This is a genomic window from Streptomyces sp. NPDC005791 (assembly GCF_042871485.1).
GTDB lineage: Bacteria > Actinomycetota > Actinomycetes > Streptomycetales > Streptomycetaceae > Streptomyces.
Genome location: NZ_JBIAIP010000010.1, coordinates 105,942 through 130,737, shown reverse-complemented (window position 1 = coordinate 130,737; position 24,796 = coordinate 105,942). Strand labels below are relative to the sequence as shown.

Below are 24,796 nucleotides of genomic sequence, written 5' to 3'. Positions count from 1 at the left end.
AGACCCCCGGGCGATACCTTCGCGTCACCTGACCGGCACAGGGCGAACACGGCGCGACGGAGGGCAGAGCAGACGTGGAGAGTTCGACGGCCCGGACCGGGGGAGGGCACACGAGGCCCTCCGACGCCCACTGGAGATCTGCGCAGCCCGCACCGGAAAGCTCCGTGACCGCCCGCCTGGCCCACCTCCAGCGCACAGCGGGCAACACCGCCGTCCTCCGCATGCTGGGGGAGCGGAGAGCTCCCTGAAACGAGGCCTCACAGACACCGGACCTTGCCCTTCAGGCCCTTGGCCGGAACAGGATCCTCGCCTACAACAAGTAAGCAGGGCACCCCAGGCACCAAGGAGGACCACCTGTGCACTCCGCCGATCGGGAGCACCGGAAAGCCGGCGAGCCGACCACCGGCCCGGCGCTCCGGCGCCAACAGCCCACGACCATGAGCGGCGCATGGGTGCGGCACCTGCAGCGTGTGGCCGACGACAGGACCACCACATCACCCGCCGGAACCGGACCGGAAAACGAGCCTGCCCGCCCGGCACCCGCCCAGCGCACGCACCACCGCGCCGCAACCGAGAACCCCGCCACCGAACAAACCGAACCGCCCCGGCAACAGGCCGAGGGGGCCGAGACCATCGCCCGCCTCAGCCAGTCGATCGAACAGAACACAGTGCAACAGAAGACGAAGAAGAACGTCTTCGCGCCGGGCACCTGGTTACCCGAACAGTGGACGGCCGAGGGACCGGCCCGGCTCAGAAAGGTCCTCGACCGGCGGGTGATGCGCGGCGAAGCCTTCAACGACCAGGACCTGGCCGACATTCAACAGCTCTCCCACGTGAACGCACAGTGGCTCGACAAGGTGGGCATCGGCACCTACGAGCAAGCCGAAAAGTACACCCGAGGCCGATTCGACGACTGGCTGAAGCTCCCCGCGGGCAAGCGCGTACTCACCGCCACCCTGGCCGTCCGCGCCAACCACCCCGCCGTACGGGAAGCCGGTCGGAACACGCCCATCTCCCCCGACTACACCCTCGGCCGCTTCATGCTCACCAACGCGCCCGGTACCCCACCGGAAGAAAAACAGAAACTGGAACGGGAACGCGACCAGCAGATCCGGGAGACGGCCGTCGACACCCTCTACCCGGCCGGAATCGACCCCGAGCGCCTGCACCCCGACGGCATCCCCGAAACGGGCCCCACAACGACCAAGGGCAAAAGCAGGAGCACGGCGCCGGACCTCGTCGCCAAGGACGCGCGAGCCCGCGAGATGCTCACCAAAGTGCTGCTCGTCCTACAGAACGGGCTGAAACTGTACGACCCGGAAGCCGGCGCACACATCGCCGACTACGAGAAGGACGTCATCCGCGCCCTCGCCCACGGCGGACGCGTCAACATCCGCATCCCCGCCCTGCGAACCGTGGACGAACCGGCGTACTCGCTGCCGCAATTCCTGGGCGTCACCCAGGACGACCGCACGGACACCCGCGCAGGCGACGTCGTCGACCGCGGCTTCGCCACACACCGCACATCCATCGGGGACAACAAGGAGGGCAAACGCGGCGCCTTCAAGGAGAAGGGCGGCCTCATGGCATCCCTCACCAACGTGGTCTCCCTCGGCGCCGACCGTCCTGACCTGTGGGGACAGGACATCTCCGGCGGCGGACTCGGCTCCAAGGACTGGAACGGCGACGTGGTGCTGCCGAACGGCTCCTACGGCCACATGCTGCTGGTCCACCACCGGCCGACCCGAAGCAAGGACGGCTCGCTGCAGATCGGCATCGAAACCCTCGCACCGCACGCCACCAGCCCCGTGGGCTACCAACACGACTTCCGCTCCACCGAAGCCACCGCCAACCCGGAGTCGGTCCTGCACGGCCACAAGGGCGACAAGGTCGGCTCCGGCGGACTGAGCAAGAACGAACGCCTCGTCGAACTCCAGGAGATGGGCGAGAACGGAGACTGGCGCGCCTTCCTCGACGACATCAAGAAGCAGTGGGACGCCGCCCTCGCAGAGACCGAGGACGGCTCCCCGCAACGCAAAGCCCTGTACCACGACCTGGTCGGCCCACGGAAACGACCGAAACCCTGACGGCAGCGACCGGCGGACGACAGGCCGGACACCCCACTCCCACCACCGCCGGCCACAGCAAGGCGGCCGCCCTCCCGAAGGACGGCAGCCGCCGCACACCACCTGCCCGAGCCCGCTCAGAACACCGGCACACCATCGCGCGTCAGACGCCAGCCCACCGACGCGAACTCCGCCGGATCCACCGAGCCCTTCGCCTCGACCCACCCGATGATCGTGTTCCGGATCTCATCCGAATTCGCCCACAGCTGCTTCGCACCCGGCACATGCGGAAAGTTACCCCCACCACTCGCCCGATAATTGTTCACAGCGAACACGAACCGTGCCGCCGGATCGATCGGCGCCCCCTCGAACGACAACCCCACAATCCGTGACCCGACCGGCTTCGCGATATCGATGTCGTACGTCACACCCGACACCACGTCGTAGTTGTAATCCGGAATGTTCTCCGCATTCGTCAACTTCGACGTGTCCACCGGGCCCCCCGCAGCCGTCCGCACGTAATACGCCGCCGAGAACTCCAGATAATCCTTCAACTGCGCCCCCGTCAGGAGCCGCGCCTCCAACGTGTTCTCGAACGGATACAGTCCCGCCGCATCCTTGATCGTCACCTCACCCGCGGGAATCCCGGCCGTACGCGAGAAGCACGCCGCCTGCGACAACACCGGCAGCGCCGCATACTCCCCGCCGGCCAACGCCGCCTTCACCGTCTCCGCCTGGACCAGGTTGATCAGATCGATGACCGGCTCGTCCCTCCACGGCGCATCCGCGGTCGTCATCGCCGCCACCGACGTACCGATCACCTGGTTGACGTACGCCACCACCTTCGTGTGCTCATCCCCGAGCAACGACGTGATCCGCGGATCCTCCACCACCGTGTTCGAGTTCAGCACCGAGGCGCCGACCTTCTCGACGACCCAACGGCCCTTCTCCCATGCCAGGTCGAAGTCGAACAGTGTCAACCGCTGCCCCCACTTCAACGGCTCCGAGAGAACGACCCGCTTCCCCGTCTCCTTGTTCGTCACGAAGTACTCAGGAATCTCCGAGTGCGCGTGACCCACCAGAATCGCGTCGATCCCAGGTACCTGCTCCGCCACCAGACCCGCCGCATTCTCGACGTGCGGCAACTGATCCCCGTACGACGACGTCCCCGACGAACCCGAATGCGCGGAAACGATCACCACATCCGCACCCATGGAACGAAGCTTCGGCACCCACTTCGCCGCCTGCTCCTCAAGGCCCGGGAACACCATCTTCCCGCCCACGTTCGCCTTGTCCCAGATCGCGATACCAGGATTCGTCAACCCCAGAACAGCCACCCGCACATCACGACCGTGCGGTGTCCGCATCCGCTTGATCACATACGGGGCGAACGCCGGCCGCAACGTCTTCGCGTCCAGCGCGTTCGCACCCAGCAGCGGGAAATCACACTGCTCCTCGAACTTCCGCAACACCGGAATCCCGTAGTTGAACTCGTGATTCCCGAGCGCGGCGGCGTCGTAACCGATCTCGTTCATCGCCTGCGCCATCGGATGCACCGGACCACGCCTCGCCGTGATCGGGTCGATCTTCGCGTAGTAGTACGACAACTGGGTGCCCTGGATCGTGTCACCCGCATCGATCAGCAACGTGTTCCGGCGGCCCCGGTCCTCACGGATCTGATCCACCAACGTCGAGATCTTCGCCAGCCCGACATCGTTGTGCGCCTTGTCGTCGAACTCCTGGTCGGTGAAGTAGTCCCAGTTGAAGACATTGCCGTGCAGGTCCGTCGTCCCCATCACCGTGAACGAGTACCTCTTCGGCGGGCGCCCGTGACCGTGCCCCTTCGACTCCGAGGCCGCCGCAGGCCCCGCACCGACCCCTCCCGCCAGTGCCACACCCGCACCGGTGACAGCCGAACGGCCCAGAAACGTCCTACGGTTCAACGGCATCCTTGACTCCTCGTTCGCGCGAACAACGCGCGTAGATTCTGACCCGGCCACCCCCACCCGCAACACCCCGGACAGGTTTCGATCTGGTGACCGACAGCCCCCCGCACACCCACCCGAACGACCCGGCGCACGCTCATCGGAGCACCCCGACGCACAATTAAACAGTTAGCAACAACCCTTCACCCAAAGGCCGTTGAGCAGTCATGCGCAGACAAATACCTACCCGCAGGTAAGGTCTAGGCTCGAGCCATGCGCCGAGCGAAAATCGTTTGCACCCTGGGACCCGCGACCGACACATACGACCAGATCAAGGCACTCGTCGAAGCGGGAATGGACATCGCCCGCCTCAACCTCAGCCACGGAACCTACGCCGAACACGAAGAGCGCTACCACCGCGTGCGCAAGGCATCCGAGGAAACCGGCCGCAGCGTGGGAATCCTCGCCGACCTACAAGGCCCGAAGATCCGCCTCGGCCGCTTCGCCGAAGGCCCCGTACTCCTTGAACGCGGCGACGACTTCACCATCACCGTCGAACCCATGGAAGGCGACCGCACCACCTGCGGCACCACCTACGACGGCCTCGCCGCCGACGTCACCGCCGGCGAACGCATCCTCATCGACGACGGCCGCGTCACCCTCGAAGTCACCGAAGTCGACGGACCCCGCGTCCACACCACCGTCATCGAAGGCGGCATGGTCTCCGACCACAAGGGCCTCAACCTCCCCGGCGTCGCCGTCTCCGTCCCCGCACTCTCCGAGAAGGACATCGACGACCTCCGCTGGGCGCTGCGCATCGGTGCCGACGTCATCGCCCTCTCCTTCGTACGCACCGGACGCGACATCGACGACGTCCACCGCGTCATGGACGAGGAGGGCCGCCGCCTCCCCGTCATCGCCAAGGTCGAGAAGCCCCAGGCCGTCGACAACATCGACGACATCGTCGCCGCCTTCGACGGCATCATGGTCGCCCGAGGCGACCTCGGCGTCGAAATGCCCCTGGAGCAGGTCCCGATCGTCCAGAAGCGGGCCATCAAGCTCGCCAGGCGCAACGCCAAGCCGGTCATCGTCGCCACCCAGATGCTCGACTCGATGATCGACAACTCCCGCCCCACCCGCGCCGAGGCCTCCGACGTCGCCAACGCCGTCATCGACGGCACGGACGCGGTGATGCTCTCCGGCGAGACCAGCGTCGGCAAGTACCCCGTCGAGACGGTCCGCACGATGGCCCGCATCGTCGAGGCGGCCGAGGAGGACATCCTCGCCAAGGGCCTCCCGCCCCTCACCGACCGCAACAAGCCCCGCACCCAGGGCGGCGCGGTCGCCCGCGCGGCAGCCGAGATGGGCGACTTCCTCGGTGCGAAGTTCCTGGTGGCCTTCACCCAGAGCGGCGACACGGTCAAGCGCCTCTCCCGCTACCGCTCCCCGATCCCGCTCCTCGCCTTCACCCCGGACCAGGCCACCCGCGCACAGCTGAACCTGACGTGGGGGGTGGAGACGTTCCTCGGGCCGCACGTGGAGTCGACGGACGCGATGGTGGCGCAGGTGGACGAGGAACTGCTGCGGATCGGCCGCTGTCAGAGGGGCGACATCGTGGTCATCACGGCGGGCTCCCCGCCCGGGGTCGCCGGCTCCACGAACCTGGTACGGGTGCACCACATCGGCGAGGACGACAGCCCGGAGTGACGGTCGTCAGTACTTCGGCCCGACGTGAGCGTCCATGAGGGCTACGGACGCCCGTCGGGCTACGGAGATGTTGTACTCCTTGCCTGCGCGGGTGCAGTGCGTCCACTCGATGCCGAGCTTGTCCAGGGTGTCGGTGTAGAGCCGGCGGATGTCGTCGGAGACGTTGGTGAACCAGTACCGGGGGTACTCGTAGCGCTTGCGTTCCCCGCCGACGATCCTGGTGGTCCAGTTCATGTTCCGGCATCCGTCGGAGTGGATGAGCCCGCGGACGAATTCCCATGGGTGTGCGTCGATAATCTCCTGTTGCCAGACTTCGAGGACGATCGCGCGTTCGTGCTTCTTGCCAGGCCCGTGCTGAGGGAACATGCATGTCCAGTGCTTGCTAAAGGACTTCACCTCAACGCAGCCGCTTCTGTGACGCCGTGCAGTGCGTGGCATGGGCATCACTCTCCGCATCGTCGACTCCGCCTCATCGATCAGACCGGGCCAGGCTTCGCCGCAGAAGATCGACAGGTGATGCTGCTTAGGCTTGGAGATGATGTGGCCGTCGCCCAGGTAGAGCCCGAGAAGGTACGCATAGGCGATGCGATCGATGTCTCGGCCGGTACATACAGGGCAATCCGTGGGCTGCGTGCACTTCACGCCACGCTGTTTGCGGTCCTCGTGCAGCCACCAGCCGACCGTCCCGCGAGGCACGTTCAGCAGTTCTGCGGTTGCTCGATTGCTGACACCGCTTCGCAAGAGAGCGAGCGCTTCGTCACGTATCGACGGATTGTGCTGGTCCATGCGATGGAGTCTTGTGCTGCATTCGTCGGTATGCCCCCCCAATCGAAGGGACGTTCACCGGCAAGTGTGAAGATCAGCAAACCGGAGGCGAACCTAGGAATTGAAGGCAAAGTGCCCTGGGTGGGATTCGAACCCACGCTGTCGGTGGTTTGAGCACCGTGTCTCTTCCGCTGGACTACCAGGGCTGGGCTTAGGATCAAAGGTTAGCTGAGACCCGCTGTGACTCAAAGATACAGGAGCTAGGTAGGCTCAGGTAGCAGCACCTGCCTTGAAATGAGGAGCACCTTGACCACCCCCGAGTCGCCCCAGCCCGTAGACGCCGCCGACGACGACAAGTCGCACGTCCCGCCGCTGACGACCCGCGTCGTCATCGCCGAGGACGAGGCGCTCATCCGCCTCGACCTCAAAGAGATGCTGGAGGAAGAGGGCTACTCGGTCGTCGGCGAGGCCGGGGACGGGCAGCGGGCCGTCGAGCTGGCGCGGGAGCACCGGCCGGACCTGGTCATCCTTGACGTGAAGATGCCCGTACTGGACGGGATCTCCGCCGCTGAGAAGATCACGGAGGAGTCCATCGCCCCCGTGCTGATGCTCACCGCGTTCTCGCAGCGGGATCTGGTCGAGAGGGCCCGGGACGCCGGGGCCATGGCGTACCTGGTGAAGCCGTTCAGCAAGAGCGACGTGGTCCCGGCCATCGAGATGGCGGTGTCCCGGTTCGCGGAGCTGAAGGCCCTGGAGGACGAGATCGCGGATCTGTCGCAGCGGCTGGAGACCCGGAAGCTGGTGGACCGGGCGAAGAGCATTCTGCAGACGGATTACGGGCTCTCCGAGCCGGCGGCGTTCCGTTGGATCCAGAAGACGTCGATGGACCGCCGGATGTCGATGCAGCAGCTGGCGGAGGCGTTGATCGAGGACGCCGAGGAGAAGAAGAAGGCGGCCGAGTAGCCGGTGAGGACGTACGGGTAGGGCCCGCCCCGGATGGATCCGGGGCGGGCCCTACCCGTGGTGCGTGCGTGCTCAGTCCTCGCCGAGGTAGGCCTTGCGGACCGACTCGTCGTGGAGCAGGTCGGCGCCGGTGCCGGAGAGGACGACCTTGCCGACCTCCATGACGTGGCCCTGGTCCGCGAGGGAGAGGGCCGCTTGGGCGTTCTGCTCGACGAGCAGGATGGTGGTGCCGGACGCCTTGAGCTCGACGATGGTCTCCATGATCTTCTGCATCATGATCGGGGAGAGGCCCATGGAGGGTTCGTCGAGCATGAGCAGTTTGGGCTGGGACATGAGCGCGCGTCCCATGGCGAGCATCTGCTGTTCGCCTCCGGAGAGGGTTCCCGCGGCCTGTTTCCGGCGTTCCCCGAGGATGGGGAAGAGGTCGTAGGCGCGCTGGACGTCCTTCTCGATGCCTGCTTTGTCGGTGCGGAGGAAGGCGCCGAGCTGGAGGTTCTCCGTGATGGTGAGGCGGGGGAAGATGTGGCGGCCCTCGGGGGAGTGGGCGAGGCCCAGGGACACGATCTTGTGTGCGGGAATGCCGTTGAGGGGCTTCCCGTCGAAGATGATCCGGCCGCCGGAGGGCTTGAGGAGCCCGGAGAGGGTGCGCAGGGTGGTGGTCTTGCCGGCGCCGTTGGTGCCGATGAGGGTGACGACCTGGCCGGCTTCGACGCTGAAGGAGATTCCCTTGACGGCTTCGATCTTGCCGTAGGCGACCCTGAGGTCCTCGACCTCGAGCAGTGCGGTCACTGGTCTTCCCCTTCTGTGCTGCTGGTGGTGCTGGTGGTGCGCTCGGCCTTGTCGGGGGTGTCCGCCTCGAAGGGGGTGCCGAGGTAGGCGGCGACGACGCGTTCGTCGCTCTGGACGACGTCGGGTGTGCCTTCGACGAGTTTTTCGCCTTGGACGAGGCAGGCGACGCGGTCGCAGAGGTTGAAGATGAAGCGCATGTCGTGCTCGATGACGAGGACGGCGATGCCCATGTCGCGGATGGCGAAGATGAGTTCTTCGGTGACGCGGGTTTCCTGCGGGTTCATGCCGGCGGTGGGCTCGTCCAGGAGGAGGAGTCCGGGGTCGCTGGCGAGTGCGCGTGCGATTTCGAGCTTGCGCTGGTCTCCGTAGGGGAGGTTGCGCGCCAGGTGGTCGGCCTTGTCCTGGAGGCCGATGAACTCGAGGAGTTCCATGGCGCGGGCGTGGGAGGCGGCTTCTGCTTTTTTGAAGCCGGGTCCGCGCAGGAGGGCGGACCAGAGGCCTTCCTTGGTCCTGGTGTGGCGTCCGACGAGGACGTTCTCCAGGACGGTCATGTTGGCGAAGAGCCGGATGTTCTGGAAGGTGCGGGCGATGCCTGCCTGGGTGACGAGGTGGGGTTTGGGGGGCAGGACGGTGCCTTTGTAGCGGACCTTGCCCTCGGTGGGGACGTAGAGGCCGGTGAGGCAGTTGAAGAAGGTGGTTTTGCCGGCGCCGTTGGGGCCGATGAGGCCCACGATCTCGCCGGCGTTGACGGTGAGGTCGACGTCGCGTACGGCGGTGAGGCCGCCGAAGCGCATGGTGACGCCGCCGGCGTCCAGGACGGGGGTGGTCTCGTTGGTGGTGGTCGTCATGTCTTTCACGCCCCCGCCTTCACGGTGCCGACGCCGGAGTCGGGCAAGGTGCCCTCAGGTGTGTCGAGTTGACCGGTCTCGTGGTACTCGAGCTGGGCGCGTCGGTTGGCGATGAGGCCTTCGGGGCGGAAGCGCATGAGCAGGATGAGTGCGAGGCCGAAGCCGAGGAGCTGGTAGTCCTGGAGGAACTGCAGCTTCGCGGGGATCATGTAGAGGAGTGCGGCGCCGATGAGGGGTCCGCTGATGGTTCCCATGCCGCCGAGGATGACGGCGGCGAGGAGGAAGGCGGAGTTGGGGGGCACGGGTCCGGCGAAGACGTACATCTCGGGGACGACCGTGCTCTGGACGTGGGCCTGGACGGTGCCGGCGAGGCCGGCGAGGGTGGCGCCGAGGGCGAAGGCGATGAGTTTGACGCGGAAGCCGTTGATGCCCATGGCGGTGGCGGCGGTCTCGTCCTCGCGGATGGCGACCCAGGCGCGGCCGATGCGGGAGCTGCCTGCGCGGCTGAAGACGAGGACCACGAGGATCATCGCGAGGAGCATGAGCAGGTAGTAGTTGGCGTAGCCGCCGAGTTCGATGCCCAGGATCGTGTGGGATTCGCCGAAGTCGTATCCGAAGAAGACGAGGTCGGGGATGTTGGGTACGCCGTTGGGGCCGTTGGTGATCTGGGGTCCGGACACGCCGTCGAGGTTTCCGACGGTGATGCGGAAGATCTCGCCGAAGCCGAGGGTGACGATGGCGAGGTAGTCGCCGCGGAGGCGGAGTGTGGGTGCTCCGATGACGACGCCGAAGATGAGGGAGACGGCGGCTCCGGTGAGGACGGATGCCCAGAACGGGAACTGGACGTCGAAGGCGGATGCGGTGGTTCCTGAGACGAGTGCGGCGGTGTAGGCGCCGACGCCGAGGAAGGCGACGTATCCGAGGTCGAGGAGTCCGGCGAGGCCGACGACGATGTTCAGCCCGAGTGCGACGGTCGCGAAGATGAGGATGTTGACCGCGATGAGGGTGTACTGGTCGGTGCTCTGGGTGAAGGGGAAGGCGGCTGCGGCCACGAATGCGGCGGCCACGGCGATGGAGCGGTATGTGGTGGTGAGGCGGGAGAGGCGGGCCATGAGGCCCGCTTTGAAGAATGCGGCGACGGCGAAGCCCGCGGTGATCATGTAGCCGGTGAAGAGTTCGGCGTATTCGGTGTCGATGCCGTAGGTGACGACGAGGAGACCGGTGCCGAAGACGGCGACGATGATGAGGATCTCGGCCCAGGAGGGGAGTTCTTTGGGCCGGGCTGCCTTGCGGGTGTCGTCGGGGAGGAGGAAGGCGGTGAGCGGGATGGCGGAGGCCACCGCTGCGACGAATCCTCCGGGTTCGAGGTTGACGACGCCGCCGAGTTCGACGGCGATGGCGATGACGGTGAACCAGGTGGTGCCGAAGGCGCCGAGGGCCAGGAGGCGCAGGGCTTTGGTGGTGCCGGTGGGTGCGAGCCAGCGCAGGCCGCGGGTGTCGAGTGCGGCGAGTGTGTAGAGCAGGACGAGGGCGCCGGCGACGAGGGTGAGGACCTGGAGGCCGCCGGGGTAGCCGTAGACGGTGAGGTCGCCGGGGAATTCGTCGGTGTAGGTCCAGGACAGGAAGGTGCTGGCGATGGTGGCGATGCCGCCGAGGGCGGTGACCCGTCGCAGGGTGGTGGTCCGGGGGCCGTTGGTGGCCGGGGCGGTTGTGGTGGTGTCGGTTGTCATGGCTCTCACGCCCGATCCGCGACGCGCTCGCCGAGCAGGCCTTGTGGCCTGACGAGGAGGACGACGATGAGAAGTACGAATGCCCAGACGTTGGCCCAGGCGCCGCCGCCGAGCTGTTGCATGCCGGGTATTTCTTCGATGTAGGCGATGGAGAGGGCTTCGGCGAGGCCGAGGACGACTCCGCCGACCATGGCTCCGTAGATGTTGCCGATGCCGCCGAGTACGGCGGCGGTGAAGGCCTTGAGTCCGAGGATGAAGCCCATCTCGAAGTTGATCTGGCCCTTGTCGAGTCCGTAGGCGACGGAGGCGACGGCGGCGAACGCGGCGCCGATGGCGAAGGCCATGACGATGATGCGGTCGGTGTTGATGCCCATGAGCTTGGCTGTGTCGGGGTCCTGTGCGGTGGCCTGCATGGCGCGGCCGCTGCGGCTCTTGGCGACGAAGAGGCCGAGGGCGAGCATGCACAGGGGGGCGAGGACGAGGATGAAGGCGTCGGCGCGCTGGAGGTAGAGGTTGTCGAGGATCTTGAACGACTCGCCCTGGAACTCGGGGAAGCTGCGCGGCTTCTTGGCTTCGGGGTAGAAGCCCCAGACAAGCTGCTGGAGGACGATCGAGAGGCCGATCGCGGTGATGAGGGGTGCCAGTCGGGGGGCGCCTCGCAGGGGGCGGTAGGCGAAGCGTTCCGCGGCCGTGGCCACGGCGACGGAGGCGATGGCGCCGCCGACGATCATGAGGGGTATGACCACCATGAGCGAGGTTCCGCTGGGGAGTGCCAGGTAGGTGGTGAGGGCGCCGAAGCCCCCGATCATGAATATCTCGCCGTGGGCGAAATTGATGAGCTGGACGATGCCGTACACCATGGTGTACCCGATGGCTATGAGGCCATAGAGCGCGCCGAGTGCGAGACCGTTGGCCAGCTGTTGCGGCAGTTCGTTCACCGCAGTGCCTCCGATGAGCTTGTCGGATATGACACCGCGCGAGGGCGCTGTTTGCGCCCTCGCGCGGTCAGGAGCATGTGCTGTGGGTGTGCTGGGGTGGTCAGTCTTCGAACGTGGCGCTCTTGATGTCCTTCCAGGCGCCCTTCTGGACCTCGTAGACGGTGAGCTGCTTGTTGGTGGTGTCACCGAACTCGTCGAAGGAGACCTTGCCGGTCACGCCGTCGAAGGAGACCTTGGCCATGGCCTCGGTGACCTTGGCGCGGGCGTCCTCGGGGAGCTTGCCGTCGTTTTCGGCGACGACGGCCTTGACGGCCTGGATGATGGCCCATCCGGCGTCGTAGGAGTAGCCGCCGTAGGCCGCGAAGGGGTCCTTGTAGCCGCCGGCGTTGTAGTCGGCGATGAACTGCTTGGCGGTGGGGAGGGCTTCGACGGGGTAGCCGACGGAGGTGGCGAAGTCGCCGTCGTTGGCTTCACCGGAGGCGCTGATGAAGGCGGGGTCGTAGATGCCGTCGCCGCCCATGGTGGGGATCTTGGCGCCGGTCTTCTTGATCTGGTCGGAGAGGAGGCCGCCCTCGGGGTACTGGCCGCCGTAGTAGACGGAGTCGGCGCCGGAGCTCTTGACCTTGTCGGCGGTGCTGGAGAAGTCGGTCTCCTTGACGGTGACGTGGTCGGTGCCGACGACCTTGCCGCCGAGGCGCTTGAACTCGGCGGAGAAGATGGCTGCGAGGCCGGCGCCGTAGGTCTGCTTGTCGTCGACGACGTAGACCTTCTTCTTCTTGGCGTCGTTGTAGAGGTACTGGGCGGCGAACTTGCCCTGGACGACGTCGGTGGCGCAGGTGCGGAAGTAGGTCTTGAAGACGCGCTTGGAGTCGCCCTTGCCCCAGTTGTCGCCCTGGCTGAGGGCGGGGTTGGTGTTGGCGGGGGAGACCTGGGTGAGGCCGGCCTTCTCGAAGACGCCCTGCATGGACTGGGCGACGCCGGAGTTCAGGGGGCCGACGGCTCCGAGGACTTCCTTGTTGCCGACGAGTTTGGTGGCGTTGGCCTGTCCGGAGGCGGGGACGGCCTGGTCGTCGAGGGCTTCGATCTTGAACTCGATGCCGGGGACCTCGTTGTTCTTGTTCGCGGTCTTGGCCGCGAGGTCCACGGAGTTCTTGATGCCCTGGCCGAGCGCGGAGAGGGAGCCGGTGAGCGGGGCGTCGACACCGATGACGACGGTGGTCTTGGCGCCGCTGTCGCCGTCGCCGCTCTTGCTGTTGTCGTCGCGCGACCCGCAGGCGGTGAGGGTGAGTGCACCGGTGGTGAGCACGGTGGTGAGTATGAGCAAAGAACGGTGTCGCACGAAAGGTCCTTTCCCTGGCGCGGCCTCCTCTGCTGAGGTGCCGTGACGTGCGCCGGGCCGTACTGGTCGATACAGGGCCGTGCAGCAGAGGCGCCCGGCGGCGCGGTGACTGGCCGTGACTCTAAGGGCAGGTGAGGAGGTGCGGGATGGGTCCGCCGATGATGTGACTGTCTTGTTATGCCATGGGGAAGGCTTGGTGGTCGCTGTGTGGACATGTACGGCTTTTCGGTGGGTGCCGAAGTGACCGCATGCTGAGAACGTGCAGCTCTGCTAAGGGGCTTGGGGTGATCTTGGTACTGACGCGCGAATCGGGCACAAGGGACGTGGGAGGCGCCGGCCGGCGACGTGGGGTGCGGGGTGTGGGACGTTTTTCGTGTATTGCACACATGTTACGCAGTGTTACATCCGTGAGATGTGTTTGATGTGCCGCAGAGGTGGTGTGGCTGTTGAGATGGGTCATGGAACATGCGTGTGACGCAAGGGCGTTGACCGTACGTGTTCGACAACTCCTCGGAAATATCCCGGATATGGGTCTGCCCGGTCCGGAATGCGGTGTGCGTTCCGGACCGGGCAGCGGGGTCCTCGGGGCGGCGGGTGGTCAGCCGGCGGCGGGGCCGGTTGCGTCGCGGAGCAGGCAGGTGAGGCGGGCGGTGCAGACCCGCTTGTCCTGTTCGTCGGTGATGACGATCTCGTACGTGGCGGTGGAACGGCCGCGGTGGACGGGGGTGGCGACGCCCGTGACGAGACCGCTGCGGACGCCGCGGTGGTGGGTGCAGTTCAGGTCGACGCCGACGGCGACCTTGGTGGCGCCGCCGTGGAGCATGCTGCCGACGGAGCCGAGGGTTTCGGCGAGGACGGCCGAGGCGCCGCCGTGGAGCAGGCCGTAGGGCTGGGTGTTCCCCTCGACGGGCATGGTGCCGACGACGCGTTCGGCGGAGGCTTCGACGACGGTGACGCCCATGCGCTCACCGAGGTGTCCCGCGGAGAAGAGTGCGGGGAGGTCGACGCCGAGTGCCGCGTACTCGTCGATGATCTCCTGGGGGAACGTGGGTGCGGTGTGCTCGCCCATGGGGTCCGGCTCCGATCGTGTGCGGTCGTTGGTGGGTGCACTGTTCTTATCAGACGGCTGAGCGTGCGCTTAGGGCCTCTCGTCCGGGCGGGGAGCTCAGTTCGTCTCGAAACGGACGACGACCGACTTGCTGGCCGGGGTGTTGCTGGTGTCCGCGGTGGCGTCGAGGGGTACGAGCACGTTGGTCTCCGGGTAGTACGCGGCGGCGCAGCCGCGGGCGGTGGGGTAGTGGACGACGCGGAAGCCCGGTGCACGGCGTTCGACGCCGTCCTTCCATTCGCTGACGAGGTCGGTGTAGGCACCGTCGGCGAGGCCGAGGGCGTGGGCGTCGTCCGGGTTGACCATGACGATGCGGCGGCCGCCCTTGATGCCGCGGTAGCGGTCGTCGAGGCCGTAGATGGTGGTGTTGTACTGGTCGTGGGAGCGCAGGGTCTGCAGGAGCAGCCGGCCTTCGGGGAGTTCGGGGTATTCCACGGGCGCGGCGGTGAAGTTGGCCCTGCCCGTGGTGGTGGGGAACCGGCGTTCGTCGCGGGGGGCGTGGGGGAGGCTGAAGCCGCCGGGCCGCGTGACGCGGGTGTTGAAGTCCTCGAAGCCGGGGATGACGCGGGAGATGCGGTCGCGGATGGTGCCGTAGTCCTTCTCGAAGTCCTCCCAGGGGGTGGTGGAGGAGGGGCCGAGGGTGGCGCGGGCCAGGCGGGCGACGATCGCGGGTTCGGAGAGCAGGTGGGGGCTCGCGGGGGTGAGGTTGCCCCGTGAGGAGTGGACCAGGCCCATGGAGTCCTCGACGGTGACGAACTGTTTCCGGCCGGCCTGGACGTCCTTGTCGGTGCGGCCGAGCGTCGGCAGGATCAGGGCGCGGGTGCCGGTGACGGCGTGCGAGCGGTTGAGCTTGGTCGAGACGTGGACCGTGAGCCGGGCGCGGCGCATGGCCGCTTCGGTGACGGCGGTGTCGGGCGTGGCGCCGACGAAGTTGCCGCCCATGGCGAAGAAGACCTTGGCGTCGCCGTCGCGGAGTGCCTGGATGGCCCGTACGACGTCGTAGCCGTGGTGGCGTGGTGAGGTGATGCCGAATTCCTGGTCGAGGGCGTCGAGGAAGGCGGCGGAGGGCCGTTCGAAGATGCCCATGGTGCGGTCACCCTGGACGTTGGAGTGGCCGCGTACGGGGCAGACGCCGGAGCCGGGGCGGCCGATGTTGCCGCGCAGGAGGAGCAGGTTGACCACTTCGCGGATGGTCGGCACGGAGTGCTTGTGCTGGGTGAGGCCCATGGCCCAGCAGACGATGGTGCGTTCCGACGCGAGGATCATGGCGAGCGCCTGCTCGATGGCGTGGCGGTCGAGGCCGGTGGCGGCGAGCGTCTCGTCCCAGTCGGCGGCGTGGGCGGCCTGGGCGAATTCCTCGTAGCCGTGGGTGTGCTCGGCGATGAAGGCGGTGTCGACGGCACCGTCGGCCTCGATGATCATTTTGTTCAGGAGGCGGAAGAGAGCCTGGTCGCCGCCGATGCGGATCTGGAGGAAGAGATCGGTGAGGGCGGCGCCCTTGAGCATGCCGCGAGCGGTCTGGGGGTTCTTGAACCGTTCCAGGCCGGCCTCGGGCAGCGGGTTCACCGAGATGATCTTCGCTCCGGCGGCCTTGGCCTGTTCGAGGGCCGAGAGCATCCGGGGGTGGTTGGTGCCGGGATTCTGCCCGGCGACGATGATCAGGTCGGCCTGGTGGAGGTCTTCGAGGCTGACGCTGCCCTTGCCGATCCCGATGGTTTCGGTGAGGGCGGAGCCGGACGACTCGTGGCACATGTTGGAGCAGTCGGGCAGGTTGTTGGTGCCGAACTCGCGGGCGAAGAGCTGGAGGAGGAAAGCGGCCTCGTTGCTGGTGCGGCCGGAGGTGTAGAAGAGCGCCTCGTCGGGGGAGGAGAGCGCGGTCAGTTCCTCGGCGATGATCTCGAAGGCGCGGTCCCAGGTCACGGGCTCGTACCGGTCGGTGCCCTCGGGCAGATACACCGGTTGCGTGATGCGTCCCTGCTGGCCGAGCCAGTAGCCGCTGCGGGTGGCCAGGTCGGCGACGGGGTGGGCGGCGAAGAAGTCGGGGGTGACGCGGCGCAGGGTCGCTTCCTCGGCGACCGCCTTGGCGCCGTTCTCGCAGAATTCGGCGGTGTGGCGCTCGTCGCCCTCGGGCCACGCGCAGCCGGGGCAGTCGAAGCCGTCCTTCTGGTTGACCTTGAGGAGGGTCTGCGCGGTGCGTCGCACGCCCATCTGCTGCTGGGCGACGCGCAGGGTGTGGGCGACGGCCGGCAGTCCGGCGGCGGCGTGCTGGACCGCGTCGATCCGCGGCGCGTCCTGGACCGGGTCACCGGTCGGGGGCTTGGTGGCCATGGTGCTCCCCTTCGAGCCTTCGTGCGCCTTCACTTTGTTCAGATCCTGTCACGCGGGTCCGGTGTACCGTCCGGCGGGAAGCGGCGGGCCGGGAGGCGGGGCGGGGAGCGTGGTGACGGCGGGCCGGTGGTGTTCGAGCCGGAGTCGAGCGGCGGCCGGTCCGGATTGTCAGTGGTCCGTGGCAGGATCGGGGGCGTGGCTGAGACGGCATCGAAGAAGACGGCAGACAACCGACCGCGCCTGCTCCTGATGGACGGGCACTCCTTGGCGTACCGGGCGTTCTTCGCCCTGCCGGCGGAGAATTTCACGACGGCGACGGGGCAGCCGACGAATGCCGTGTACGGCTTCATGTCGATGCTGGCGAACACGCTGCGTGACGAGGCGCCCACGCATTTCGCGGTCGCGTTCGACGTGTCCCGTAAGACGTGGCGTGCGCAGGAGTTCCCGGAGTACAAGGCGAACCGCTCCAAGACCCCCGACGAGTTCAAGGGCCAGGTCGAGCTGATCGGTGAGCTTCTGGACGCGATGCACGCGGACCGGTTCGCGGTGGACGGGTTCGAGGCGGACGACGTCATCGCGACGCTGGCCACGCAGGCCGAGGCGGCGGGCTTCGAGGTGCTGATCGTCACGGGGGACCGGGATTCGTTCCAGCTGATCACGGACAACGTGACCGTGCTGTACCCGACGAAGGGCGTCTCGGAGCTGACGCGCTTCACTCCGGAGAAGGTCCAGGAGAAGTACGGGCTCACGCCGGGCCAGTATCCGGACTTCGCGGCGCTGCGCGGTGACCCGTCGGACAACCTCCCGGGTATCCCTGGTGTGGGGGAGAAGACGGCGGCGAAGTGGATCAATCAGTTCGGTTCCTTCGCGGAGCTGGTCGAGCGGGCCGACGAGGTCAAGGGCAAGGCCGGGCAGAATTTCCGGGACCACCTGGACGCGGTGAAGATGAACCGCGTGCTGACCGAGATGGTCCGTGACGTGGAGCTGCCGAAGGTCCCGGCGGAGCTGGAGCGCGCTCCGTACGACCGCACGGCGGTCACTGGGGTGCTGGACATCCTGGAGATCCGTAACCCGAGCCTGCGCGAGCGTCTGCTCGCCGTCGACCCGGGTGCGCAGGAGGCCGGTCCGCCGGAGCCGGCAGCCGGCATCGAGCTGGACGGCGCGGTGCTGGGGCGGGGCGAGGTCGCCCCGTGGCTGGAGGCCCACGGCGGGCAGCCGCTCGGCCTGATGAGCGTCGACACCTGGGCGCTGGGTTCCGGTTCTGTCACCGAGATCGCGCTCGCCGCAGCGGACGGGGCCGCGGCCTGGCTGGATCCGGCCGAGCTCGACGAGGCCGACGAGCAGGCGTTCGCCGCCTGGCTCGCGGACGCCGGCCGGCCCAAGGTCCTGCACAACGCCAAGAACGCCCTGCGGGTCTTCCCCGAGCAGGGCTGGCGGCTCGACGGAATCACCATGGACACCGCGCTCGCCGCCTACCTCGTCAAGCCGGGCCGCCGTTCCTTCGCCCTGGACGCCCTGGCCGTCGAGTATCTCGGCCGTGAGCTGGCTCCGGCCGCCTCGTCCGACGGGCAGCTGGCCTTCGGCGCCGACGACCGCGCGGAGGCCGACGCCCTGATGGCGCAGGCCCGTGCGGTGCTGGACCTCGGCGACGCGTTCACGACGCGCCTGAAGGAGGTCGGTGCCACCGAGCTGCTGCACGACATGGAGCTGCCCACCTCGATCATGCTGGCCCGTCTGGAGCGGCACGGCATCGCCGCCGACCGGGCGCATCTGGAAGGCATGGAGCAGCAGTTCGCCGGAGCGGTGCAGCAGGCGGTGAAGGAGGCGCACGCCGCGGTGGGCCGCGAGTTCAACCTCGGTTCGCCCAAGCAGCTCCAGGAAGTGCTGTTCGGCGAGCTGGCCCTGCCGAAGACGAAGAAGACCAAGACGGGTTACACCACGGACGCGGACGCGCTGGCCTGGCTGGCCGCGCAGACCGAGCACGAACTGCCGGTCATCATGCTGCGCCACCGGGAGCAGGCGAAGCTGCGGGTCACGGTCGAGGGTCTGATCAAGACCATCGGTGCGGACGGCCGTATCCACACCACCTTCAACCAGACGGTCGCGGCGACCGGCCGGCTCTCCTCCACCGACCCCAACCTGCAGAACATCCCCGTCCGCACGGACGAGGGACGGGCGATCCGCAGGGGCTTCGTCGTCGGTGAGGGCTTCGAGACGCTGATGACGGCCGACTACAGTCAGATCGAGCTGCGGGTGATGGCCCACCTCTCCGAGGACGCCGGTCTGATCGAGGCGTTCACCTCGGGGGAGGACCTGCACACGACGGTCGCCTCGCAGGTGTTCGGTGTCGAGAAGTCGGCGGTCGACGCGGAGATGCGCCGGAAGATCAAGGCCATGTCGTACGGGCTGGCCTACGGGCTCTCCGCGTTCGGTCTCTCCCAGCAGCTGAACATCGAGGCGGGCGAGGCACGCGGCCTGATGGACACCTACTTCCTGCGGTTCGGCGGGGTGCGTGACTACCTGCACCGGGTCGTGGAGGAGGCCAGGTCCACCGGGTACACCGAGACGATCCTCGGCCGCCGCCGTTACCTCCCGGACCTCAACAGCGACAACCGCCAGCGACGCGAGGCCGCCGAGCGGATGGCGCTCAACGCGCCGATCCAGGGGACGGCCGCCGACATCGTGAAGGTCGCGATGCTCAAGGTGGACCGGGCGCTGACGGAGGCGGAGCTGACGTCACGGATGCTGCTCCAGGTCCATGACGAAATCGTCCTGGAGATCGCGAAGGGCGAGCGTGAGCAGGTCGAGGAGATCCTGCGCCGTGAGATGTCCACGGCGGTCGAGCTCCGTGCGCCGCTGGACGTCTCGGTCGGTGTCGGCACGGACTGGGAGACGGCCGCGCACTGAGTTCCCGTTTCCTCGGGAGCGGTGCTCAGCCGACGTCCTGGCCTGCCGGTCGGCTCCGTGCGGTGTCCGCACGGAGCCCGTCCGGCGGCCGGGGCCCGGACGGCTTCCGCAGCAGTCGCGTCCACGCCCCGTAGAGCACCAGGCCGGTCGCCAGGCCCGCCCCGGCTCCGAAGCACGCGGTCGGGATGACGCCGAGGGGCGTGCCGACATGCCCGAAGTGGGCGTACCAGCGGACACACCGGTGGAGGGCGCCCAGCAGGACGCACAGCACGAGGAACGCCCCGGCCCACCGGCGTTCGGCACGGCTCAGCGCCGGCACGGACTCCGGCGCCGGAACCGGCCCGGTGAGCCGCAGCGCCGTGTACGTGAACCACGCCAAAAGCATCAGAGCCACGGCCGAACTGCCGTACTGGACGACCTGGAACACCGGGCGTCCGCCGACGCTCCGGTCGAGGAGGGGGAGCAGCTCCACGCCCCACCGGTCGTGATGAGTGAAGGCGTCCCACACGACGTGGGTGCCGGAGCCGATGACGGCGGACACGACGAACCACAACGCCTCGGACAGTGACGGGGCGCCGGGCTTCCGGGGCGTTCCCCGTACGAAGGTGTGCACGCGCCCCCGCGCCGTCCCGGGCAGCAACGCGACGAGCGGTTCGCGCAGCATCAGCCACAGTGCCACCATGGCGCCGGTGATGAGGACATCCACGGTGAACACCCCCCACACGGCATGTGTCACCGAGCCGAATTCCATGGCCCCGGGGACGGCCGTGTCCGCGTAGTAGGTCATATCGGGCGCGAACGACCCGGCCACGAGTGCGGAGGCCACGAGAGGCCCACGGCCGGTGCCGTTCCTCCGGATCGCTGGGAGCACCGCTGCGGCATGGCTGAGGGTGAAGGGCATGGCGGAAGTATGTGTGAGTTCGCGTCACCGCCTTGAACCTCCGGGTGACTTGACGGCAGGGAAGCTGAGAAATCGGTAAGAACCGGTCGTGAGCCAGTGTTCGGGCAGCGGGAGTTGTCGTAGGGTCGCCTGAGTCCTCGCGCGGGGAGCGCGGGCAGCCGTCGACGGGGAGGGACCGACACGTATGGCAGCGCAATTCGGCCGCAGACTACGCAGGGGGGCCACCACCACCGCGGTGGCGGCGGCTGCCGTGGCGGCCCTCTCCGCCTCCCAGGCTCCTGCGGCACCGCACACCGATGGTGCCGCGGGGGACCAGTCGGCGGCCGGTGCGACACCACCCGGCGACAGCGCGGCCACCGGCAACTCGCCGTACCACACGGATCTTCCGCCGCTCACCACGCCCGACAAGCCCGGTGCGTCGGTGAACCTGCCGGTGACCGGCAGCGCGGAGGCGGGCATACCCGCCTCGGTCCTGGCCGCCTACAAGAAGGCCGAGCAGGAGCTCGCGAGCACCGACGCCGCGTGCCGTCTGCCGTGGCAGCTCCTCGCAGCGATCGGCAAGGTCGAGTCCGGCCAGGCCCGAGGTGGCAAGGTCGACGCGAACGGCACCACCCTCTCCCCGATCCTCGGCCCCGCGCTCAACGGCCAGGGCTTCGCCCTCATCAAGGACACCGACGGTGGGGCGTACGACGGGGACTCGACCCACGACCGTGCGGTCGGCCCGATGCAGTTCATCCCGTCCACCTGGGCCACCTGGGGCCAGGACGGCAACGGCGACGGACGCAAGGACCCCAACAACATCTACGACGCGGCGCTGGCCGCGGGGCGTTACCTCTGCGCCGGCCCCCGTGACCTCACGCTGGCCACGGACCTGGACCGGGCGGTGCTGAGCTACAACCACTCGACGGAGTACCTGCGCACGGTGCGCTCCTGGTTCGACTACTACAAGCGCGGCACCCACGAGGTCCCGGACGGCACGGGCGTCCTCCCGGCGGACTCGGGCGACAGCGGCACCACCTCCCCGTCCCCCACACCGGCGCCGACGCCCCCTGTCTCGTCCAGCCCCCCGAGCGCCGGTACGACCCCGAGCCCCGGCCCGGAGGCGACGAAGCCCGGCGGTGGCAGCACGCCGAGCCCCGACCCCACGCCTCCCCCCACGACGAAGCCGCCGACCACCCCGCCGACGATCCCGCCCACCACGCCGCCCGCCACCTTCGGCAGCCTGGAGAACGCGGGCACCGGCACCCTGACCGCCACAGCCGGCGAGGCGTTCGCCGAGCGCGTCAAGGTCCGGGCGCGGAACACGCTCGGCGCCCCGCTCGCCAAGGCCTCGGTCACCTTCGCCGTCGTCGGTGACACGGACGCCCGTTTCGCCGGCGGTAAGCGCATCGTGACCCTGACCACCGGGTCCGACGGGACGGTCACCGCCCCCGCGCTGACGGCAGGCGAGCGGACGGGCGCCTTCAAGGTGACGGCCGTCGCCGGCACCACCAAGCCGCGGACCCTCACCTACACCGCGAACGTCACCGCCCGGGTCGCGGACACCATCGTCCGGACCGATGACAAGGCGCTGACGGCCGCCCCGGGCGCCGAGTTCGCCGAGCGGGTCGGGGTCAGGACGGCGTACAAGGGCGTGGGGGTGGCGGACACCGCCGTCACCGCCACGATGATCACCGATGCGGAGACCCCGGCCGCGAACGACAAGGGCCCGTACTTCGAGGGCGCGAACGGCGAGCCCGTCCGCACCCTGGACCTGACGACCGGCGCCGACGGGCTCCTGGTGCTCCCGGCGATCCGCGCCGACGACACGGCGGGCACCTACCGGCTGCGGCTCACCACCGCGAGCGGCGCCACGCTGACCGTCGAGCTGAAGGTCGTCGAGGCTCCTGCGGCCTGACCCGTACGGATCAGGGGCGGTCCGGCTCAAGGGCCGGGCCGCCCCTGACCGTCAGCTCCGTCGCAGCCGTGCGGAGGTGAAGCGGGTCGCCGCCGTCGTCGCCGGGTCCTCGGGCCACGGGTGCTTGGGGTAGCGGCCGCGCAGTTCCGCCCGGACATCCCTGTACCCCTCCCGCCAGAACGACGCCAGGTCCGCCGTCACCGCCGCCGGGCGTCCGGCGGGGGACAGCAGGTGGACCAGGACGGGAACCCCGGCCAGCCTGGGCGTCTCGCTCAGCCCGAAGAGCTCCTGGAGCTTCACCGCGAGCACCGGCTGCTCGCCGCCGTACTCCACCCGGATCCTGGACCCGCTCGGCACCTCGATCCGCTCCGGCGCGAGCTCGTCCAGCCGGGCGGCTTCGCCCGTCGTCCAGGGCAGCAGCCGCCGCAGCGCCTGCCCCGCGTCGATCCGCGCCAGGTCCGAACGCCGCGCGGCCCGCGAGAGCTCGGGCTCGAGCCATACGCCGGCCCGCTCCAGCAGCGCGTCGTCCGACACGTCGGGCCACGGCGACCCCAGCACCCGGTGCAGGAACGCGAGCCGCAGCCGCAGCTGCTCGCTGTCCCGGTTCCACCGCAGCAGCCCCGGACCCTCGCGGAGCAGTCCTTCCAGCAGCGCTCCGCGCACCAGTTCCGGGGCCGGCCGGCGCAGCGCGCGCACCGAGAGTTCGACGGCCCCGAGACGTTCCACGGAACGCGCCACCACGTCGCCGTCCGCCCAGCGGACCTCCTCGCCGGAGAACCGCAGGTGTCCGGCGGCCAGCCGGGCCGTGCCCTCGTCGACGACGGCCGCGAGCCGCACCCGGGCGGAGGCGGCATGGGAGGGCCGGTCGGCGACCGCGACGGCGATCCAGGGGGCGCTGCGCAGCCGGGAGCCGTCCCGCAGCTCCGCGCCGGTGCCCGACACCATGAGGAACGCCCCCTCGCCCCGGGCCCGCGCCACCCGCTCCGGGAATGCCAGTGCCGCCACCAGCCCCACGGCGGCGTCGTCCGTGCCCCCACCGGCGTCCGGTGACGAGCCGGGGGGCTGTGAGGAGCCGAGGGACTGCGAGAGCCTCCGCACCTCCTGACGCCAGCGCGCCGCGTAACCGTCCCCGCCCCGGCGGGCCGTACGCAGGGCGTGTGCCAGGTCGTCGCCGTACTCCCGTGGCGGTTCCTCGCTGAGCAGCGCGACCACCTCCGCGGCGCGGCGCCCGCCGACCTCGCCCGCGCCGTCCAGGAGGGCACGGGCCAGCCGGGGGTGCAGGCCGAGCCGGGACATCCGTACGCCCCGGCTCGTCGCGCGTCCTCCGGCGTCGACCGCGCCGACCGCCGTCAGCACCTCCCGTGCCGCGCCCATGGCGCCGGCGGGCGGCGGATCCAGGAGCGCGAGCCCGGAGGCGTCCGGTTCCCCCCAGCACGCCGCCTGCAGCGCGAACGCCGCGAGGTCGGCCACCTTGATCTCGGGGGAGGGGAACGCGGCGAGGCGCCCGTCCTCGGCCTGCTCCCAGCAGCGGTACACCGCGCCCGGAGCCTCACGCCCCGCACGGCCCGCACGCTGCCGGCCCGCGGCCCGGGACGCCCGTACGGTCGTCAGGGCGCCCAGCCCGCGCGCGTGGTCGGTGCGCGGTTCCCTGGCGAGGCCCGAATCCACGACGACCCGCACCCCGGGCACCGTCAGCGACGACTCCGCCACGGATGTCGCCAGCACCACCCGGCGCCCGCCGGACGGCCCGGCCAGCACCGCGTCCTGCACGGCCGCCGGGGCGCGCCCGTGCACCTGGAGCACCTCGGCGTCGACACCCGCGAGCTGTCCGGCCACCCGGCCGATCTCCCCGACACCCGGCAGGAAGCACAGGACGTCACCGTCCCGCTCGGCGAGCGCCCGCCGCACCACCGCGGCCACGTGTGTCAGCAGGACCGGGTCCACCAGCATTCCGTGCGGCGGCCGTACGGGCCGGGCGGGCGGCGCCCACACCACCTCGACCGGATGGGACACGCCCTGCGCCTCCACCACGGGAGCCTCGCCCAGCAGCCGGGCCCAGCCCGCGGCGTCCGTGGTCGCCGACGCCGCCACCAGACGCAGATCGGGCCTGATCGTCGCCCGAACGTCGAGGAGGAATGCGGCCGCCGTGTCGGCGTCCAGATGGCGTTCGTGGCACTCGTCGATGATCACCACATCGACCCCGGTCAGCTCCTGGTCGCGCTGCAGCCGCTGCAGCAGCACGCCTGTGGTCACGACCTCCACCACGGTCTCCGGTCCCACGGCCCGTTCGCCGCGTACCGTGAACCCGACCCGCCCGCCGGTCCGCTCGCCGAGCAGCCAGGCCATGCGCCGGGCGGCGGCCCTGGCGGCGATCCGGCGGGGCTCGGCGACGAGTACGCGGCGCGCCGGGCCGCCGCCGGTCAGCCCGGCGAGCACCAGGGGCACGAGGGTCGTCTTGCCGGTCCCGGGAGGCGCGCAGAGCACCGCGGCCCCCCGCTCGTCGAGCGCCCGCTCCAGGGCGGGCACCGCGGTGCGTACGGGCAACTGGTCCAGGGCGTCGGTACGGATCACGCTCCCAGTGTCGT

At 69.0% G+C, this 24,796-nt stretch carries 16 protein-coding genes and 1 tRNA gene; 5 read left to right on the top strand and 12 right to left on the bottom strand.

All coding sequences use genetic code 11. From position 1 onward, the window contains the following. The first annotated feature begins 356 nt into the window (after positions 1-356). On the top strand, positions 357-2,087 hold the full coding sequence (locus ACFYSH_RS20815; RefSeq protein WP_388754322.1) for a PE-PGRS family protein: 1,731 nt from the start codon (positions 357-359) through the stop codon (positions 2,085-2,087). A gap of 116 nt (positions 2,088-2,203) precedes the next feature. Here ACFYSH_RS20815 and ACFYSH_RS20810 read toward each other — a convergent pair whose 3' ends face one another. Next, the gene (locus tag ACFYSH_RS20810) at positions 2,204-4,015 is read right to left on the bottom strand and encodes a bifunctional metallophosphatase/5'-nucleotidase (RefSeq protein ID WP_388754319.1); all 1,812 of its coding nucleotides are present in this window, start codon (positions 4,013-4,015) and stop codon (positions 2,204-2,206) included. Between the two features lie 249 nt (positions 4,016-4,264). Between ACFYSH_RS20810 and pyk the strand changes: the two genes are divergently transcribed. Next, positions 4,265-5,698 (top strand): pyruvate kinase, encoded by a 1,434-nt coding sequence (gene pyk, locus ACFYSH_RS20805; RefSeq protein WP_359466253.1) that lies wholly within the window; start codon positions 4,265-4,267, stop codon positions 5,696-5,698. A gap of 6 nt (positions 5,699-5,704) precedes the next feature. On the opposite strand, the gene ACFYSH_RS20800 is transcribed toward pyk, so the two are convergent. Next, complete coding sequence (locus ACFYSH_RS20800) at positions 5,705-6,484, bottom strand: helix-turn-helix domain-containing protein (RefSeq protein WP_359466251.1); 780 nt, start codon at positions 6,482-6,484, stop codon at positions 5,705-5,707. Positions 6,485-6,596: 112 nt separating this feature from the next. After that, a tRNA-Leu gene (locus ACFYSH_RS20795) sits at positions 6,597-6,669 on the bottom strand. A gap of 100 nt (positions 6,670-6,769) precedes the next feature. On the opposite strand from ACFYSH_RS20795, the gene ACFYSH_RS20790 reads away from it, so the two are divergent. After that, on the top strand, positions 6,770-7,426 hold the full coding sequence (locus tag ACFYSH_RS20790) for a response regulator (RefSeq protein WP_359466249.1): 657 nt from the start codon (positions 6,770-6,772) through the stop codon (positions 7,424-7,426). A gap of 72 nt (positions 7,427-7,498) precedes the next feature. Here the strand turns inward: ACFYSH_RS20790 and ACFYSH_RS20785 are convergent, their stop codons facing one another. From ACFYSH_RS20785 to ACFYSH_RS20755, 7 genes are all read right to left on the bottom strand, one after another. Continuing rightward, on the bottom strand, positions 7,499-8,215 hold the full coding sequence (locus tag ACFYSH_RS20785; protein ID WP_359466247.1) for an ABC transporter ATP-binding protein: 717 nt from the start codon (positions 8,213-8,215) through the stop codon (positions 7,499-7,501). Further along, on the bottom strand, positions 8,212-9,063 hold the full coding sequence (locus tag ACFYSH_RS20780; RefSeq protein WP_359466246.1) for an ABC transporter ATP-binding protein: 852 nt from the start codon (positions 9,061-9,063) through the stop codon (positions 8,212-8,214). Before ACFYSH_RS20780 ends, ACFYSH_RS20785 begins: the two co-directional genes overlap by 4 nt. A gap of 5 nt (positions 9,064-9,068) precedes the next feature. Continuing rightward, positions 9,069-10,793, bottom strand: coding sequence for a branched-chain amino acid ABC transporter permease (locus tag ACFYSH_RS20775; protein WP_359466463.1), 1,725 nt, complete (start codon positions 10,791-10,793; stop codon positions 9,069-9,071). A 5-nt stretch (positions 10,794-10,798) separates the two neighbouring features. Further along, positions 10,799-11,731, bottom strand: coding sequence for a branched-chain amino acid ABC transporter permease (locus ACFYSH_RS20770; protein ID WP_033303185.1), 933 nt, complete (start codon positions 11,729-11,731; stop codon positions 10,799-10,801). Between the two features lie 100 nt (positions 11,732-11,831). Continuing rightward, positions 11,832-13,070, bottom strand: coding sequence for a branched-chain amino acid ABC transporter substrate-binding protein (locus tag ACFYSH_RS20765; RefSeq protein ID WP_359466244.1), 1,239 nt, complete (start codon positions 13,068-13,070; stop codon positions 11,832-11,834). Between the two features lie 598 nt (positions 13,071-13,668). Beyond that, positions 13,669-14,139, bottom strand: a complete 471-nt coding sequence (locus ACFYSH_RS20760; RefSeq protein WP_359466242.1) for a hotdog fold thioesterase — start codon at positions 14,137-14,139, stop codon at positions 13,669-13,671. A gap of 96 nt (positions 14,140-14,235) precedes the next feature. Then, positions 14,236-16,506, bottom strand: coding sequence for an FdhF/YdeP family oxidoreductase (locus ACFYSH_RS20755; protein ID WP_359466240.1), 2,271 nt, complete (start codon positions 16,504-16,506; stop codon positions 14,236-14,238). A 195-nt stretch (positions 16,507-16,701) separates the two neighbouring features. Here ACFYSH_RS20755 and polA point away from each other — a divergent pair, with 195 nt between their 5' ends. After that, positions 16,702-19,413 carry a DNA polymerase I gene (gene polA, locus ACFYSH_RS20750; protein ID WP_359466238.1) on the top strand — a complete coding sequence of 904 codons (2,712 nt, stop codon included), beginning with the start codon at positions 16,702-16,704 and terminating at the stop codon, positions 19,411-19,413. A gap of 25 nt (positions 19,414-19,438) precedes the next feature. Here polA and ACFYSH_RS20745 read toward each other — a convergent pair whose 3' ends face one another. Next, complete coding sequence (locus ACFYSH_RS20745; RefSeq protein WP_359466236.1) at positions 19,439-20,314, bottom strand: DUF4184 family protein; 876 nt, start codon at positions 20,312-20,314, stop codon at positions 19,439-19,441. A gap of 184 nt (positions 20,315-20,498) precedes the next feature. Here ACFYSH_RS20745 and ACFYSH_RS20740 point away from each other — a divergent pair, with 184 nt between their 5' ends. After that, positions 20,499-22,211 carry a lytic transglycosylase domain-containing protein gene (locus ACFYSH_RS20740; RefSeq protein WP_359466235.1) on the top strand — a complete coding sequence of 571 codons (1,713 nt, stop codon included), beginning with the start codon at positions 20,499-20,501 and terminating at the stop codon, positions 22,209-22,211. A 51-nt stretch (positions 22,212-22,262) separates the two neighbouring features. Here the strand turns inward: ACFYSH_RS20740 and hrpB are convergent, their stop codons facing one another. Continuing rightward, entirely contained in the window at positions 22,263-24,782 is a 2,520-nt protein-coding gene (gene hrpB, locus ACFYSH_RS20735; protein WP_359466233.1) for an ATP-dependent helicase HrpB, read from the bottom strand. Positions 24,783-24,796: the final 14 nt, after the last annotated feature.

Bases quoted from the DNA above. Each gene is read 5' to 3' on its own strand.
- ACFYSH_RS20810 (WP_388754319.1), bottom strand. From the start codon at position 4,015: ATGCCGTTGAACCGTAGGACGTTTCTGGGCCGTTCGGCTGTCACCGGT.
- ACFYSH_RS20775 (WP_359466463.1), bottom strand. From the start codon at position 10,793: ATGACAACCGACACCACCACAACCGCCCCGGCCACCAACGGCCCCCGG.
- ACFYSH_RS20755 (WP_359466240.1), bottom strand. From the start codon at position 16,506: ATGGCCACCAAGCCCCCGACCGGTGACCCGGTCCAGGACGCGCCGCGG.
- ACFYSH_RS20740 (WP_359466235.1), top strand. From the start codon at position 20,499: ATGGCAGCGCAATTCGGCCGCAGACTACGCAGGGGGGCCACCACCACC.
- ACFYSH_RS20760 (WP_359466242.1), bottom strand. From the start codon at position 14,139: ATGGGCGAGCACACCGCACCCACGTTCCCCCAGGAGATCATCGACGAG.
- ACFYSH_RS20745 (WP_359466236.1), bottom strand. From the start codon at position 20,314: ATGCCCTTCACCCTCAGCCATGCCGCAGCGGTGCTCCCAGCGATCCGG.
- ACFYSH_RS20780 (WP_359466246.1), bottom strand. From the start codon at position 9,063: ATGACGACCACCACCAACGAGACCACCCCCGTCCTGGACGCCGGCGGC.
- ACFYSH_RS20800 (WP_359466251.1), bottom strand. From the start codon at position 6,484: ATGGACCAGCACAATCCGTCGATACGTGACGAAGCGCTCGCTCTCTTG.
- pyk (WP_359466253.1), top strand. From the start codon at position 4,265: ATGCGCCGAGCGAAAATCGTTTGCACCCTGGGACCCGCGACCGACACA.